Here is a 16,683-nt window from a genome sequence, read left to right on the forward strand (position 1 = left end):
AAGTAATCTAGAATGCAAACATGACGCTAATTAAAGTGTCACATGCTCAGTATAGCCTTCCGGAGTAGACTAACAAACTGAGAAATGATTGTTAATAACTAATGCGGCATTTTTGGCATCATTTAATGATAAAAATGATGAAGGAAGATTGTTGATTCTGGGGTATAAAAACTTAAAAATTTCTGGAAAGCCTGATTGCTAAACTGTCAACAACACAATTATTCCAGCTAAGTATACATGAACCAATCTGCGAAAAGTTACTCACCGCTCCAAGTAGCCTTGATTGGTGGAGCGATCGCCACAACTGCTACCATATCCGTGTTCGGCCCAGCTTGGACTCGTGGTGTCCGTGCTGCTCTAGCCCTCCAAGACAGCCCAAAAGTGATAGTTGACCAAGTTTGGCAACTGGTAAATCATGAATATGTTGATGGCAAATTTAATCAACAAGATTGGCAAGCAACCAGGCAAAGCTTGTTGAGCAAAGACTACTCTTCTAAGGAAGAAGCATACACTGCCATCCGCGAAGCTTTACAAAAATTGGGAGATCCTTACACTCGGTTCATGGACCCCCAACAATTTGAAGCTCTAACTAGCCAAACATCTGGGGAAGTTTCTGGTATCGGCATTCGGATGGAAGTGAACGACAAAACTCAGCGCCTCACTGTTGTCGAAGCCATAGAAAATTCTCCGGCACTGAGAGCTGGGATCAAAGCAGGCGATGAAATTTTGGCAATTGATGGCAAACCCACTCTCAAAATGAAAGTGGATGACGCTTCTAAGCTAATCCGTGGTAAAGCAGGTACTCCCATCAAACTACGGCTGGGACGTACAGGCCAAAATGCCTTTGATTTGAAGCTGACAAGGGCAAGTATTGAAGTCCCAACGGTACGCTATACCCTCAAGCAAGAAGGGAATCGCCGTGTTGGCTATATTCGTTTGCGAGAATTTAGCGCCCATGCCGCAGAACAAATGCAACGAGCCATCCGCGATTTGAACACTAAGAAAGTTGATTCTTATGTCTTGGATTTGCGGGGAAATCCTGGCGGTTTGTTGCAGGCGAGCATTGAAATTGCTCGGATGTGGTATAATGACGGCGGAATTGTCAAGACAGTAGACCGTGTGGGTGGCACTGAGGAAACTAAAGCTAATCGCACTGCTTTGACAAATCGTCCTTTGGCGGTCTTAGTGGATGGGAATTCAGCTAGTGCTAGCGAAATCCTCACAGGCGCACTCAAGGATAATAAGCGGGCGGTAGTCGTAGGTGGTCAAACTTTTGGCAAAGCCCTAGTGCAGTCAGTTCATGAACTCGCAGATGGTTCCGGCTTGGCTGTCACCATAGCTCATTACTACACCCCGGCGGGAACAGATATTAACCATAAAGGGATTGCCCCAGATATCAAGCTAGACTTGACAGAAGCACAAGAGCGTCAATTGGCCTCTAATCCAGATTTAATCGGAACTAAGAGCGATCCCCAATATGCTCGAGCGATCGCAATTCTATCAAATAACAACTTTGCCCAGCCGCCAGCAAATCAACCGACTCGACCCATGAGCCGCGCTGATAACCTGAAATTTTAAATTGACACGAATGATTTGTTGCCAGGTGTTTATATAGTAGTATTCCCAAATCCAGATTTTTGGAGTTATGAAAACTGCTTGATATGCCGTTCCAGGATTTTGGTTTGGGAATACTAGCTACTAATCCCATCTCCAAAATCTCAGATTTATGAATCATCAGCCAGTTGATGCAACCACCGCCACCAGATTTTTACCAATGGTGTCGGTGGTTGTTCCTATTTATAACGGTGAGGCAGATTTACCAGAGTTAATCAATTGTCTGTTGTCTCAAACTTACCCAAAAGACCGGGTAGAATACTTATTGGTAGACAACAACAGTAGCGATCGCACTCTCACCATCCTGAAAACATCTGCCGAAAATTGCCCAATTACAATTCGCCCCTTGAGCGAAACCCAAATTCAAAGCTCTTACGCTGCTCGTAATACTGGGATTCGCGCCGCTACGAGTGAAATTATCGTTTTTACCGATGCAGATTGTCGCCCACAACCGCAATGGTTAGATACACTAATTCAGCCTTTTGTCAACGCAGAAGTGGTAATTGTTGCTGGTGAAATTTTGGCACTACCAGGCACAACTCTGCTAGAACAACACGCAGACCGTCAAGAAACTTTATCGCAAAAGCATACTCTGAACCATTCCTTTCGTCCCTATGGTCAAACAGCTAATTTGGCGATTCGACGCATTGCCTTTGAAAAAGTGGGTTTATTTCGTCCCTATCTGACTACTGGTGGTGATGCTGATATTTGTTGGCGGATTTTGGGGGAAAACATCGGGCGTTTAGAATTTGCCCCAAATGCGATCGTTCAGCACCGCCACCGCGCTACACTTCAAGAACTACAGAGTCAATGGCAGCGTTATGGACGCTCAAATCGCTATCTGCACGAACTGTACGGTGTAGATTTAATGCGAGAGATGACACCCAAAGAATACGGTTATCGTTTGGCACGTTGGTTATTGAAGGAAGTACCAAGAGATATTAAAAAGGCGTTGGCGCAGCAAGCCACCCTTGTAGATTTATTAAGTACTCCCATTGGTTTGTTCACAGCTAGGGCGCGTACTGCTGGACAAAGAGACGCCAAGCTACCAGAGAATGCCAAGATAATTGCTCGACTGTAACGAAGAAAAAGAGCGTTGCTGATTTAGATGTGTAAATCTTGGTATAGAGACGTTGCAATTGCTAGCCTCTACAAAGGTTTTGAAATTACGCAAAATCATTTTCATACCTGAATTCAGTAACGCCTAAGCAAAAACGTTCTTGTCAGTCCAGAAGCATTGACTGAGACCTTTATTCTTTCCTTAGCTCACAAAAGCGAATGTATCTTAAGAAGTATTTTCAAAAATAGGTAAAGCAAATATGCTGTTATTAATCTTTTAACTTTAGTACCTTGTATTTAATAAAATAAAAATTCCAGTAGGTAGGGCTTGTTACCACTTAGCACTTTAGTCGTTATTAGACAAGCTTGTGGCACTAAATAGGGCTAAAAGTTGATTGAAGCTACACAAATTTGATTGCTTCCTCATTATTGAGAGGTTCAGTTAGTAAATCAAAAACCAAGTTCTGTCATATCTATTTATAGAGTGTCCGCTCTTGCAAGTAACCTTTTCTCCTTACCTGCTCAATAGCGTCTGAAGTCTTGAAGAAAGCATGGGGTTTGCTTACCCTGCTCTTTTCATTCACAGCTACGCTTCATAGTTTTGTGAGTTGAGCAACATGATAGTGGATGGATTTAATCAACATATAGATAAATTACGCTCACAGATACAGAGACTATTAAAATGCTATGGAACTAAGCTGAACTCACCACAGGAGATGATAACAGAGGCTTTCGAGGAACTTAACACCGCAATGGAAGAACTATTGACAGCTTCCGAGGAGTTAAAGGTAACACGAGCGGCAGTAGAGAAAGAGCGCCAGCGTTACCAAGATTTATTCGAGTTTGCTCCAGATGGTTACTTGGTAACTGATATCAACGGGACAATCCAAGAGGCTAACCATGTAGCAGCAACTTTGCTTGGTGTCCAACAAAAGTATTTAGTAGGTAAACCATTAATTCTTTTTATTGCTCAACAAGACCACCAGTCCTTTAACTCTCAAATAAACAATTTGCAGGAGGTACTGAACTGGGAAATTCACCTACAGCCACGGAGAGGAAAGCCTTTCCCTGCTAATGTGAGAGCGTCTGTAGTATACGACCTTGGGGAGAAGCAACTTGGCTGGCGTTGGCTGCTGTGCAACATCAGTGAACGCAAACAAGCTGAAGAAATGTTGTACCGAGCTTACAGTGAGTTAGAAATAAGGGTGGCGGAACGGACAGCGGAACTGGTAAAAGCAAATCAGAAATTGCTAAATGAAATTACAGAACGTAAAAAAGTCGAGTCACAACTACTGCACCTTGCTTTTCACGATACACTGACGGGTCTGGCAAACCGCGTTGCATTTATGAACCGCCTAAAACATGCGGTAAATTATTCAAAACGGCATTCAGATTATCTATATGCTGTGCTATTTATCGACCTAGATCGGTTTAAGGTGATCAATGACAGTCTTGGACACCTAAATGGAGACCAATTGCTGCTTGCTATTGCAAGTAGACTAGAAATATGTGTACGCTCCATAGATACAGCGGCACGGCTTGGGGGAGACGAATTTACAATCCTGCTTGAGGGAATCCAGGATGTGTCAGACGCCATCAAAGTAGCTGAACGGATTCAGAAGGAACTGGCATTACCCTTTGAACTTGACGGACAAGAAGTCTTCATCACGGCAAGTATTGGTATAGCCTTGAGTTCGACAGTAAACTATCAACACCCAGAAGAACTGTTGAGGGATGCAGATACAGCAATGTATCGAGCCAAGATGCTAGGCAGAGCGCGTTATGAGTTATTCAACTCAGATATGTATGCTGATGCTCTAGCGAGATTGCAGTTAGAAACTGATTTGCGCCGAGCAATTGAACGCGAAGAATTTCGGGTTTATTACCAACCGATTGTTTCGCTCACTAGTGGCTCTATTATAGGTTTTGAGGCTCTATTGCGCTGGCAGCATCCAGAGCGTGGTCTGCTTAATCCAGCAGATTTTATTCCCCTAGCAGAGGAAACAGGACTAATTTTCTCCATTGGCAAATGGGCATTGCATGAAGCTTGCCGCCAGATGCAAGTTTGGCGGGTATACCATTGTTCTAAATTACTAGATAAAATTAGTGTTAATCTCTCCGTCAAGCAATTTTCTCAGCCGGATTTGATAGAGCAGATTGGGCAAATTTTGCACTCAACTGGCCTTGATGCTGGCACTTTAATGCTAGAGATTACTGAAAACGCAATTGTGGAAAATGGCAATAAGGTAACTGCCGCAATCTTGCAACTTCGAGAGATGGGCATTGAGTTATCAATTGATGACTTTGGTACGGGCTATTCCTCATTAGGTGGTCTTTATAACTTTCCGATTAGTGTGTTGAAAATTGACCGTTCTTTCATTAGCTTGATGCGTATTAATAGTAAGAATTTAGAAATTATTGAAATAATTGTCGCCTTGGCACACAAGCTAGGTGTGGATGTGCTTGCCGAAGGTGTAGAGACAAAAGAGCAACTATTACTTCTAAGAAAGTTAAACTGTCAATATGGCCAGGGACATTTTTTCTCAGTTCCGTTAAATAGCTCGGCAGCAGAGGCATTAATTATGGAAAATCCTCAATGGTAAGGGTTATCAAAAAAATTCGTAATTGATAATGACGCTCTTTGTTATGCTCATAGCAATCATGAATCATAGCTAATGGAGACTGCCTTACTGTATGGTCGCTTAGTTTGAGTCAAGACGAGCCAACTCTCCTTAGCGGTAGCCAACATGAAACCATCAACTGTTGGGATATCGCTATAGGAGAATGTCGGCAAACTTTGCGAATGGTTAATCCAGCAGCAGGGTTGACGGAGGCAGAAATGTCAACTTTAAAACCTTTAGAGGCGGTAGAGGTGAATTCAAGTTGCTCAATGCCTACCAACTTTCGCTAAATTGGAAAAAGGAAAACTCAAGGGAATTTTAAATGTCAGCACAATTGTTACTGGTGGATGATGAACCAGGGATACGGGAAGCCGTGAAAGACTATTTGCAAGAGAGCGGTTTCAGCGTTCAAGTCGCCAGTAACGCCCTTGAAGGTTGGGAATGGATGCAGATGAATACACCTGACTTAGTGATTTCCGATGTGATGATGCCTCAAGTGGATGGCTATCAGTTCCTGAAGCAACTACGGGAAGATCCCCGTTTCCAAGCACTACCGGTAGTATTTTTAACTGCTAAAGGTATGACAGGCGATCGCATTCAAGGTTATCACGCTGGTGTTGATGCCTATCTACCCAAACCCTTCGATCCAGACGAGTTAGTGGCTATAGTCGAAAATTTGCTAGCCCGCCGCGCTGCTAAGGCTGCGAGTACGGGAGATGACGCTGAAACCCCCGATCTTGCTGAACTAGCCAATCAGATTGCCCAAATAAAGGCATTGTTAACTCAAAGAAGTGCCATTTCCCAATCGCCAGCCCCTTTTAAAATTGATTTGACTCCCAGAGAACAAAGTGTTTTAAATTTGGTCGCTGAAGGGTTGATGAACAAAGAAATCGCCCGTCGCTTAGAAACCAGCGTCCGTAATGTAGAAAAATACGTCAGCCGTTTGTTTAGTAAAACCGGTACCAATAGCCGTACAGAGTTAGTTCGTTTTGCTCTCGAACACGGTCTTGCTAAATAGGGATGAGAATTCTTGTACTGCCCTTCCCTCCGGGACGCTACGCGAACGACTCGCTCAGGAACCGCGTTCGTGTCGTAGCATATCGTAGAGAAGCCGTTGGCGTGGTCACTGAGCTTGTCCTGAGCGTAGCCGAAGGGCGTAGTCGAAGTGCAGCCTCTATAAGAGTTGTATTGGGTATGGAGAAAATAACAAGGTAGACAAGGAAGAAGGAAGAGACTTGTCCCCTTGTCTCCCTTGCCTCTGGGTAATTGATAATAGCTAACTGGCTGCTAAACCATGATCTATTACCAGTAATAGATAAAACATAAGTATTTCAGCAAATCAGGCACTTAGCTTCAGCAAAAAGCTAAAAGAAAGGTTATTTATTTTACTTTTGTCTTTTAGATTTTCATTTGATTTGCGCCTGTTATCCGATTCCCCATCTGTAAAGACACAGGGTTTTATTATTCTGCAATGTTTTGATAAAAACTCGGTAAAATGCACCCGGCTGAATTTGCTTTCAGATTCTACCAGTACCCTTTGCTACAAAGTTTTTAATAGCGGAAACTGTTCCTGGGACTTTGTGCTGCTAAATAAGACTTTCACAAGGTAGAAATCAAAATATTTTATGAAATCTACTGACTGCTTAGTTTTTATGGCAACGGGGGTATGGGATCAACATTTGATTTGATGCCCAATTCACGTTTTTCATTACTTAAATTACACCTTTAGGTTGGAGAATTTTCCGCCACATTACGCAAGCGCATTAGCTGACGCCGCATTTGAGGCGAGGCTTTAAACTCAGATACTTCCTGGGCTTTAACGGACGCTTGGAGCGTTTCTAGAAAGTCATCAGAACCTTCGGTTAAAGCATCAAGTAGCACCTGTAAGAGTTGCTCGCGATCGCTCAATAGACTCTTTTCCTCAATCAACCGGAATTTGAGATGTATTTCACACTCATAAACACCTACTTCGAGATTATTTATCTGGCGTGGTAATGCTTTGGAGTTCATAACTATTGAGATTCCTTTACTTGGTTGTCATGAGGGTAAGGAGGTAGATGTCCAGCAAAATTCTTTATATCTCTTTTGAATCCAAAGTGCTTGAATTAAGAATTTTTCTTCATCAATCACCTTTGTATTCCATTTCACTCTCCTGTGGTGTATTTTCAACCTAGATTTTCAGTGTCTAGATTTTGAGGTTTCTGTGCCAGATGTAGCTTATGGTAAGCCATAACTATTATTCAGTTTTTAAGATTCTACACAATAAAGTTTCTGTAAGAAGTTGTTCAACCTTTTTAAAGGTTTTTACATCAACTTTATGTGAACGTCAATAACAGTTTGACTTGTTACTCTAATTTTGGTATTTATACGTAAGTAACACTGCTTAGGTTTCTTGAGTTTCTTAAAGCCAGCAGTCGATGCAGCGCTATTGCGTGAAATTACTTGATGTACGTTTTTTGCAATAGAAAATTCAGGATAAATTGCTGGGCATAATTATTAATGTCAAAACTTTTGTTCTCTATAAAAAAAGCACACAGAGCGAATCATTTCTGCTGAGTGCCCTGCCCTACCGTCTTTTGGGCTTGATTGAGTCCAAAAATCTTAGCAGTAAGTCAGATTCGTAGACTAAATAAAAATACTCTACCAATTAATTTTTACAGAAAAATAATTCGACTACTGTCAGTACTAGCAGTTAAATATATCTTCAACTCATAACAGTAGTAGCAAGCTCATCAGTAAAGGTGATATTTTTACTTATGACCATTCAATGTACCCTTTTAAAACAGCATTCAAAGCTTTTAAATTGGGAGCATTCAAGCTCGGATATAAGGTCTACAATAATTTCAGTGTAATCCACGCAAATCTTACACCTTTTTATGGATAACCCGATGCTGCTCAAGTCCACAACCCGGCACATCCGCATTTTTGCAGGTGAAATTGACCGGGATGGCGATCTAGTTCCTAGTCAACAAGTCTTAACCTTAGATGTTGACCCAGATAACGAATTTAATTGGAATGAAGATGCACTGCAAAAAATTTATCGAAAATTTGATGAACTAGTAGAAGCATCTAGTGGCGCAGACCTCACGGACTATAACTTGCGCCGTGTGGGGTCAGACTTAGAGCATTATCTGCGATCGCTTCTGCAACTCGGGGAAGTCAGCTACAATCTTTCTGCCCGTGTTACTAATTACAGCATGGGAGTCCCTCAAGTTGCCATTGACGACAAACAATAAGCCAATGAGTTGGTAGCGGGCTGCCCAAACCCTTCTGTACAAAGAGTGCTGAGTTAAAAGTGTTTCGGCTGAGAGTGAAAAAACTCATAAGTCTACTTCTTAACTCAGCACTGGCTAACCCCGCCGCTGCCACTAACAGCAGTCCTCAAGAGATTCTTCGAGTCACTGCATTTATCAGGTACTTTTGCCAAAATTAATATTTGCGATTCTTAATTCTTAAATTAAAGTTAATTCTTGCTATCCTACTTATAAACTAAATAAATACCAATATTCTCTGCCTGTTAATGATGGGGTAATTTCGCAAAAACAAATCGCGCAGTTATGCTTGGGTTATGCTGTGGTGACAGGGTTGGAGTTAGTTGCTTTGGCGATGGAGAGTCACAGGGCAATAGAAGCTATGATTAGGCTGTAGGGTTGAGTTAGGAGCGTATTTTTTGGATTCGGATAAGTATTAGCACCTGCTGATATCCGCCAGCTAAAATCATCATCTAAAGTCTGGGTATGTCAAGTTTAAGAAAGATGAGCGGTCTAGATTGTCCCTACTAATGCTATTAAAGAAATTGCCAATCGCTGATCGGTGCGAAAAATATGGAAAATGACGCGGCAACGCTCTACTGTCCAAACGAAAATTGTCAGGCTGCCAACCCCCTGACTCACAAGTTTTGCCAGCGATGTTCGACGCCTCTACCCAAAAATTATCTCTGGGCTGTGGTAGATAGCCCAAGCGTGGGTAGCCCTGGAGAAATATTAGCCGATCGCTATTTAATCCTTGATAAATTTCTTCTTTTAGATACGAAGCCTGGTTTATTAGCGCTAACGCCTGAGTTAGATAATTTGCAGCCTCTAAAAGCGTACCTGAGACTGATTCCCTACCGTCTACACGTACCGCAGGTATATGGAGTGCTTTTTGTGGCTGACGGGTCTTCCCACCGAGAAATATTACTCTTAGAAAAACCGCCACTATTAGTAGATGACACTACTCAACAAGTACATTTAGGCAGCGAGTTAACCACCGCTTGGCGTGATGCAACATCAATGCGCCAACTAAATTGGTTATGGCAAATAGCTCATCTGTGGCAACCTCTTGTAAGTGAAGGTGTGGCCTCTAGCTTACTTGACTCTGATGTATTACGGGTAGAAGGATCGTTAGTCCGGTTGTTGGAATTGCGTTTTGACAGCGCCATATCACCAGAATTGCCCCAATTAGGTGAATTTTGGCAGCAGTTGGTCAGCACTGCCAAACCAGCGATCGCAGAATTTGTCAATCGCGTTAGCCTAGCTTTAATTCAGGGAGAGATTAATTCCACCGATCAATTAATCGGTGTTTTAGATCGGGGACTGGCTGGGTTAGGGCGATCGCAAACACCCACGATCCAAATTATCACCAAAACCGACACCGGGCCCAGTCGTCAACGTAACGAAGATGCCTGTAGTCCCCCCAGTGGAACTCCAGTGAGCAAACCACCCCAGCCAACAGCCTTAGCAATTGTCTGTGATGGCATCGGTGGACACGAGGGTGGCAATGTCGCCTCAAATTTAGCCATTGAAACCATCCAACAGCAGGTACAGCAACTAACAAAGGTTCCTTACGACCACATAGACCCGGAAATGCTGCTGAATGACCTAGATAAGGCAGTGGCAATGGCCAATGACAAAATCAGTCAGCGCAATGACAGTGAAAATCGCCAAGGGCGTCAACGCATGGGCACGACTTTAGTCATGGCATTGCCTGTTGCTCATGAAATGTACATTACCCACGTCGGTGATAGTCGTGCCTACTGGATTACACGCCACGGCTGTTATCAAGTTACCCTTGATGATGATGTCGCCTCCCGCGAAGTGCGACTAGGTTATGCCATTTACCGCGAAGCAGTGCAACAGAGTGCCGCTGGCTCTCTCGTCCAAGCTTTGGGGATGGGTTCTAGCACTTCATTGCATCCCACATCGGGACGGTTTATGCTCGATGAAGATGCTGTTTTTCTGCTCACATCCGATGGTTTGAGTGACTTTGATCGGGTAGAGGAGTACTGGGAAACAGAAATCTTGCCGATTTTAGTTGGGGAAGCAAATATAGCAACTGTTGCCGATCGATTAGTCGAAATTGCTAATACTAAAAATGGACATGATAATGTCACCGTCGCTTTAGTTCACTATCAAGTCCAATATTGGGAACCAGAAATCACCATCCAAGCAATAATTCCCCAGAGTTATTCTGCCAAAACTGTTGATTTAGCATCCAGAGGAACAGATGCGACAGTTTTAGGCAGTCCAAACCACAAGACTCAGGTAATTCCAGATACTGAATCGGCTATTACTCGTCAATTCCCCCTACAGTGGATAGTTCCATTAATATTTGTGCTAGCAGCAGGTTTTTTAGGATTGTTCGTCAGGCAACTGCGAGGAACCTCTCCAATTTTTTCCAATCCCTTACAAACTCAAAATCCGATCCTCGAAGCAACACCTACACAGCGATCGCTTGATAACCTTTCTCCTGGTTCGGTAATTAAAACCAACAAGGCAATATCCTTTGGAAACAATCAATTTATTCCCCCTGAGACTTATTTAGTTCTTGAGAAAAAATTAAATCCCCAATCGGTTCCTGGGAATTTTCTAGTGCCTATGCGAGTCTGTGCTGATAAAACCACGCCAGGTTCAGCTAATAGTAATAAATCAGCAGTAACTACCTCAGTTGCACCAAATCCAAAAGCTTTGCCAGCAAAACTATCGCTAGACTCCTCCAAAGTAAACCCTTCGAGCTTCTCTGTTTTACAACCAGACGCACCAAATCCATGTAAAGCTGTTATTACACAACCGCCAGCGACTCAATCACTTCCACCCGTCATCAGCCCAACTCAATCAAATACTCGATAAACTTGTAAAAACCTGGAATAATAACAGGTAACAATTAGAGTAAGAAATTTACAAGGTCAAAAAAATAGAAAATTTTCACCTTGAAGAATTTTTATTTGAAATTATTTTTTTTAGCTTTTAGTTTAATGAATCCATGCCATCCCTGAATTTGGCGATCGCCCGTCTCGTAAATACTGGCACTGACAACTTCGCCATTTGGGTGGTCAAGGCTCCGTATCCCAGTGGCTATGTTTTACGTGACTGTGTATGGCCTGTTGAACTTACTCAAGTCTGGCAAGAATGGCAGCAGATGTTTGCTGGTCATGGTCGCCTAGATATTTCCCCTAACTCAACATCTCAAAAGAGCAACCCATTCCCCATAGATTGGATTTCACCCCCTTCAGGTCAACCTACTGGCCCCTACAGCAGTCGTCTGATGCAATACTTGGGAATGAATTTATGGCGCTGGGTATTTGACGGGCAAATTCTTGGTAGTCTAGAACGCAGTCGTGGTATTGCTATGGGTCAGCATACACGTTTGCGCTTTCGACTAGAAATTCGCGACCCGGATCTGATCGCTTTCCCTTGGGAAATTATGCAGCGTGAGCCTGGTCAATCGGCTATGTCTCTCTCGCAAGATTTGTTATTTAGTCGCACCAGCACCGAAGTTGAGCCTTTACCGCATTTGCGAACTGACCAGGCTTTAAGTATCTTGCTGGTTTTAGGTCATGATGACAAGCTGCAACTAGAACAAGAAGCCGCTATATTACAGCAAGCTCTTGCAGATACGCCTGGTAATTCCCAAAGATATGCACCTTGCGTAGTAAATCAACTCATTCAACCAACTCCACAACAGTTGATTGATGAATTAGAAACCAAAGAATACAATGTTTTCTTTTACGCTGGACATGGTTTGCCAGACCCAGACGGAGGATTACTGTTTTTGCGACCAGATATGCCTCTGAATGGGATAGAATTGGCGCAAGTGTTGACCCGTACAGGTGTGAAATTAGCGGTTTTTAACGCCTGTTGGGGCGCACAACCAGCTGCAATCAATCATCAAGCTATCCCCGCCAGTAGTTTAGCAGAAGTATTGATTCGTCATGGTGTGCCTGCGGTTTTGGGGATGCGCGATGAAATCGCTGACCATGAAAGCCACAGTTTTATTCAAGCCTTTACCGAAGCTTTGCGATCGCACAAGCCAATTGACGAAGCCGTAGCACAGGCTAGGCAAGAGTTGTTAACACTGTATAAATTTAATCAACCTGCTTGGACTTTGCCTGTTCTCTACCTGCATCCAGATTTTAATGGCGAACTGATTAAAAATCTGGATGAAGGTATTACCGAACTACCAGATACAGCCATTCCTGAGGTCGGTTCATCGCTTCCGACTGCAAGTTTACGATCGCTGACTCCAAAAGGTAAAACCTGGCTACTGCGTTATGGAGTTACCCGCATCGGCCGCACGAAAGATAATGATATTGTCATCCCCGAACCATCTGTATCCAAACGCCACGCCGAAATCTTCTGCCGCAACACTCTTACAGATGCTACACTAATGCGAACTTATTACTTGCAAGATTTTTCCACCTACGGGACAACCTGGTTTTTAGGCCCTAATGGCTGGCAACAAATCCTCCGAGAGGAAGTCCCTTTGAAATCGGGGATGCAGTTAAAGTTTGGAAGTGCTAGAGGTGAAACCTGGGAGTTTGTGATTGAAAACTCCTAGCGGAGCTATTGCATAAATGAATTTGAGTCTTTAGCATTAGCTTTTAAAATCTGTTTTTTTTAGAGAAAAAATCAACAGTTTTTGCGGAAATCTCCTCTTAGAACTTGTAGCTGTCAATACCACCAAATAATCATGAGGGAAGAAAATATGGCTCACAAAATTAACGGCTCAGACACTTTCCCATCTTTGCCATCTCAAGTAGATTTAGAGTTATTAGAAGCTTTACTAGAACCAGAGGATGCTAACTATCCCTGGAATCCAAGTGATGAAGAATCAGAAGCTTATTTTCAAGAACTAGAACAACAGTTCGGAATCGAAGATTTGGAGGGCGTTGAACTAATGAGGCGCTCGCAAGATTTTTACGGACATCTAGATACACTTTGGTCTAGTATTACTCCTACATCCGAGCACAATGATAACCGACAACAGGCAGTAGTGCTTAACCTTCAAGAGACATTACGGATGAATTTTTCTGCCTGTGTCCCCCAAATATTGCTCAACACCATCGCCACCAAAGCTGCTGAGATATTTGCTGCTCGCCAATTAATCAGTGAGCAACTGGTTGAGTGCGTTCAGACAGTGCTACCAGCTTGGGGAACAGAGGATCTGATCGTTTTGGCTCGTCCTTTTGCTTACGCTATGCGAAGTAGCGAATCGCAAAATGCGGCATCTGCACTCAGTAATCTTCAAAATAGCGATTGGACAGCTTTATCAGAAGTAGATAAAGCAAAGGTTAGTTTAGCGATCGCTTCTTATGCTTTTACTGAACTTAACAAGTCTCAGTCTGAAGTATGAATGGGGAGTAGGGAGTAGGGAGTAGGGTATAGGAAAAGTTTTCATTATGCATTGTGTTCGCGTAACCCGCGCTTTGCTGTTTACTTTATTTTGAGGTGTCTTTTGCAAAGATGTTGGTTTGCCTTACGCAAAGGAAGAGTCTAAAATTAATACTTTGTCCAAAAAGTTTAATGATTTTTATTTTTGTAAGTATATTTACTCCATAATAGATTAACAATACGCTGATTTTCAAATTAGGCCATCTATCCCAAGAGGTAAATACTCAAGCATTGGTCATTTGTCAAGAATTATTCTCCCCTGCTCCTCTGCTCCTCTGCTCTCTCTATTTTGGGCCAAGAAATCGGGTAGCAAAATTTTGCGATCGCGTCGGTGACAGCGCCCGTGCCTTGAGAATTGCTGCCATCAGAAAAGCGTAAGATAACACTCCAACAACTACCAACAGCAAGGCATTGATTGACCCTGTAGCATTCCAGAGAGCGTGGAGCGCAGAGGCGCTCAGATAACCAATAGAGAGAATTTGCCAACTTCTACTAGGTTTGAGGACAGCCAACCCGATAAAATAACCCAAGTAGCCACTATAAGCCATGTGTCCGGCTACAGAGCCTAAAATTCGCGGAATTAGCAGTTGTAAACCTGCCAGTTGACCAGCAGCCCCTATACCCACCTGTTGTGTGACATTTTGAGTGATATCAGGCACATACTGACCAAGGGTTTCCAAGAGAGTGAAGCCAACGGCAGAAGCCGTACCCAGGAGAATACCATCTAGAGGTTCCCAGATGCCGATGCGTTCTCGCCAAGGTGAAGACAACATTCTACCGATGGCAAAAGCTGCTAGTACAGGTAATGCCTTGAGTAATTCCTCCATCAACCCAGCGCCAAAAAACATCCGCACCAATAGCTCTGTGAAGGTGATAGATTCTTGGGGTGTGGGCAAGCTTCCAGGCAGGATGCCACGAAATACGAAAATAAATAGATCCAACAGCGGACTAAGCAAAATCAGGATTGTACCCAATGACGTAGCCATTAGCACCCACCAAGGCTTTTGTTTACCGCAAAGTTGGTAAACAAAATAGTAGGCTGCGAAGGCAATGTAACTTGCTACGATCACTTGATTAGCTTGGGGCCGACCGACTGTAGCGAACATCAGCACCACAAAAATTACGGTCAGTATTCCCGGTATGAGGTAAGCTTTACTAGTTAAATCTTTACCAGTGGAAATAATCGGAAAAAGCTGGGTGAAGCTAACAGAATCTGGCTGCTTTAATTGCGTGTGGTTGTGGTAGTTCGTCGCCGAAGGCAGTGGTATAACTTGGTTTACTGTTGTCGCCGGCGTCAGTGAGGTATACTCGTATTCAAAAATGTATTGTGGCCCATCAGCACCTAGAGAAATGCGATCGCCTGGGTGCAATTCCTGACATTCATATAAGCGTTGTCCATTCAAATAAGTGCCATTAGCACTATTCAAGTCACAAAGCACCCAGCTAAATTTGCTATCCGGGGATAGAGAGAGGGGACGAACCACTGCATGACGACGAGATACCATTCGGTACATCATGGCATCCAAGACAACTTGGCAGCTGGGGTCGCGTCCAATTACCATCTCTTTACTGGGGGGCAGCGAGTAGCGAGATTCTGCTCCCAAAGCTGCCCCATTACCAGACACTAGCCGCAGAAATGCATTATGTCTTGCGTTTTTGCCTGTCATCGATAAGAAGTGCGTTTCTAAACTAATTCTTCACATAATTTGGCAGCAGGACTAACCTTAGCCACATTAGCAGCAGCATTGCTAAATCCACTATAGCTTCACTTACTGCTAAGAAATTTAAAATTATTGGTGCAAAATTTCAAATTGTTTCACCTCATGTAAAGAAGTATTCCATCTGCTGAGAGTTTGCCCTAAAACTGGCTTGTTAGGCGGATCAATCAGGTTGTCTCGATGCTGTACTTTTGACATCGTAGCTGCAAATTCAACCCACTGCAATTTATTAAAAAATAGTATTTTTTACTGCATTTAGTTCCATTTCAAAAATATATAATTTTTAGTCGTCTATTGTCTGTTGTTTTGCCAAAGCTCTTTTGGAGTAAGGAGTAGGGGAAGAAACTGTTATGAAGTGAACCAAAATATTTCTGGTATCTTGTCTCAAACAACTGTAGTCAGTTCTGGGTGTTCAATCTTAGTTCCAAGTACTTTGAGGAATTCTGCTAGCCAATGTGGGTGAGCAGGCCAAGCTGGTGCTGTCACCAAGTTCCCATCAACTATTGCCCGATCGACAGGGATATTAACATAGATTCCTCCAGCACTTTTGATATCTGGGCTACAAGCAGGGTAGCCAGTACATCTCTTGCCTTGCAGTACATCAGCAGCCGCTAATACCTGCAAGCCGTGGCAGATGGCAGCAATCGGTTTATTCGCTTGGGCAAAGTGACGGGTGATTTCTAGCACCTGCTGATTGAGGCGAAGATATTCTGGTGCCCTTCCTCCAGGAATGACTAAGGCATCGTAGTTTGTGGCTTCTACTTCTGCAAACGTTGCATTTAAAGTAAAATTATGTCCGGGTTTTTCGCTGTAAGTCTGGTCTCCTTCAAAGTCATGAACTGCTGTTCGCACCTTATCGCCAGCTTTTTTGTCGGGGCAAACTGCATGGACAGTGTGTCCCACTACTTGCAATGTCTGGAAAGGAACCATCACTTCATAGTCTTCTACATAGTCGCCAACAAGCATCAAAAGTTTCTTTGCAGTCATATATTTGTTACCCTTACCTATTAGTCATCAATAGTT

13 protein-coding genes are annotated in these 16,683 nt (G+C 43.1%); 9 read left to right on the top strand and 4 right to left on the bottom strand.

Annotation, left to right across the window (positions count from 1 at the left end):
* The first annotated feature begins 237 nt into the window (after positions 1 to 237).
* From ctpB to RMX69_RS19190, 5 genes are all read left to right on the top strand, one after another.
* Positions 238 to 1,578, top strand: a complete 1,341-nt coding sequence (gene ctpB, locus RMX69_RS19170; RefSeq protein ID WP_289798003.1) for a carboxyl-terminal processing protease CtpB — start codon at positions 238 to 240, stop codon at positions 1,576 to 1,578.
* Between the two features lie 148 nt (positions 1,579 to 1,726).
* Complete coding sequence (locus RMX69_RS19175) at positions 1,727 to 2,695, top strand: glycosyltransferase (protein WP_322638402.1); 969 nt, start codon at positions 1,727 to 1,729, stop codon at positions 2,693 to 2,695.
* 694 nt (positions 2,696 to 3,389) lie between these two features.
* Positions 3,390 to 5,276 (top strand): EAL domain-containing protein, encoded by a 1,887-nt coding sequence (locus RMX69_RS19180; protein WP_322638403.1) that lies wholly within the window; start codon positions 3,390 to 3,392, stop codon positions 5,274 to 5,276.
* A gap of 104 nt (positions 5,277 to 5,380) precedes the next feature.
* Complete coding sequence (locus RMX69_RS19185; RefSeq protein WP_289798000.1) at positions 5,381 to 5,584, top strand: hypothetical protein; 204 nt, start codon at positions 5,381 to 5,383, stop codon at positions 5,582 to 5,584.
* A 32-nt stretch (positions 5,585 to 5,616) separates the two neighbouring features.
* A complete protein-coding gene (locus RMX69_RS19190; protein WP_289797999.1) occupies positions 5,617 to 6,312 on the top strand; it encodes a response regulator transcription factor in 696 nt (231 codons plus the stop codon).
* A 707-nt stretch (positions 6,313 to 7,019) separates the two neighbouring features.
* Here RMX69_RS19190 and RMX69_RS19195 read toward each other — a convergent pair.
* Entirely contained in the window at positions 7,020 to 7,304 is a 285-nt protein-coding gene (locus tag RMX69_RS19195; protein ID WP_094350942.1) for an Npun_R1517 family heterocyst differentiation transcriptional regulator, read from the bottom strand.
* Between the two features lie 866 nt (positions 7,305 to 8,170).
* Here RMX69_RS19195 and RMX69_RS19200 point away from each other — a divergent pair.
* The 4 genes from RMX69_RS19200 to RMX69_RS19215 all read left to right on the top strand — a co-directional run bounded on the left by RMX69_RS19200 (position 8,171) and on the right by RMX69_RS19215 (position 13,904).
* Positions 8,171 to 8,530: an NAD(P)H-quinone oxidoreductase subunit M gene (locus tag RMX69_RS19200; protein WP_094350943.1), complete on the top strand. Its 360-nt coding sequence runs from the start codon at positions 8,171 to 8,173 to the stop codon at positions 8,528 to 8,530.
* 588 nt (positions 8,531 to 9,118) lie between these two features.
* Entirely contained in the window at positions 9,119 to 11,401 is a 2,283-nt protein-coding gene (locus RMX69_RS19205; RefSeq protein ID WP_322638404.1) for a protein phosphatase 2C domain-containing protein, read from the top strand.
* Positions 11,402 to 11,534: 133 nt separating this feature from the next.
* Positions 11,535 to 13,109, top strand: a complete 1,575-nt coding sequence (locus tag RMX69_RS19210) for a CHAT domain-containing protein (RefSeq protein WP_289797997.1) — start codon at positions 11,535 to 11,537, stop codon at positions 13,107 to 13,109.
* A gap of 147 nt (positions 13,110 to 13,256) precedes the next feature.
* The gene (locus RMX69_RS19215) at positions 13,257 to 13,904 is read left to right on the top strand and encodes a hypothetical protein (RefSeq protein WP_289797996.1); all 648 of its coding nucleotides are present in this window, start codon (positions 13,257 to 13,259) and stop codon (positions 13,902 to 13,904) included.
* A gap of 322 nt (positions 13,905 to 14,226) precedes the next feature.
* Here the strand turns inward: RMX69_RS19215 and RMX69_RS19220 are convergent, their stop codons facing one another.
* The 3 genes from RMX69_RS19220 to RMX69_RS19230 form a co-directional block, all read right to left on the bottom strand.
* Positions 14,227 to 15,609, bottom strand: a complete 1,383-nt coding sequence (locus RMX69_RS19220; RefSeq protein ID WP_322638405.1) for a PrsW family glutamic-type intramembrane protease — start codon at positions 15,607 to 15,609, stop codon at positions 14,227 to 14,229.
* Positions 15,610 to 15,732: 123 nt separating this feature from the next.
* Positions 15,733 to 15,858: a hypothetical protein gene (locus RMX69_RS19225; protein ID WP_322638406.1), complete on the bottom strand. Its 126-nt coding sequence runs from the start codon at positions 15,856 to 15,858 to the stop codon at positions 15,733 to 15,735.
* A 186-nt stretch (positions 15,859 to 16,044) separates the two neighbouring features.
* Entirely contained in the window at positions 16,045 to 16,647 is a 603-nt protein-coding gene (locus RMX69_RS19230; RefSeq protein ID WP_289797993.1) for a DJ-1/PfpI family protein, read from the bottom strand.
* Positions 16,648 to 16,683 lie beyond the last annotated feature (36 nt).

Origin of the sequence: Nostoc sp. EspVER01, from assembly GCF_034530635.1 — a bacterium.
Lineage (GTDB): Bacteria > Cyanobacteriota > Cyanobacteriia > Cyanobacteriales > Nostocaceae > Nostoc.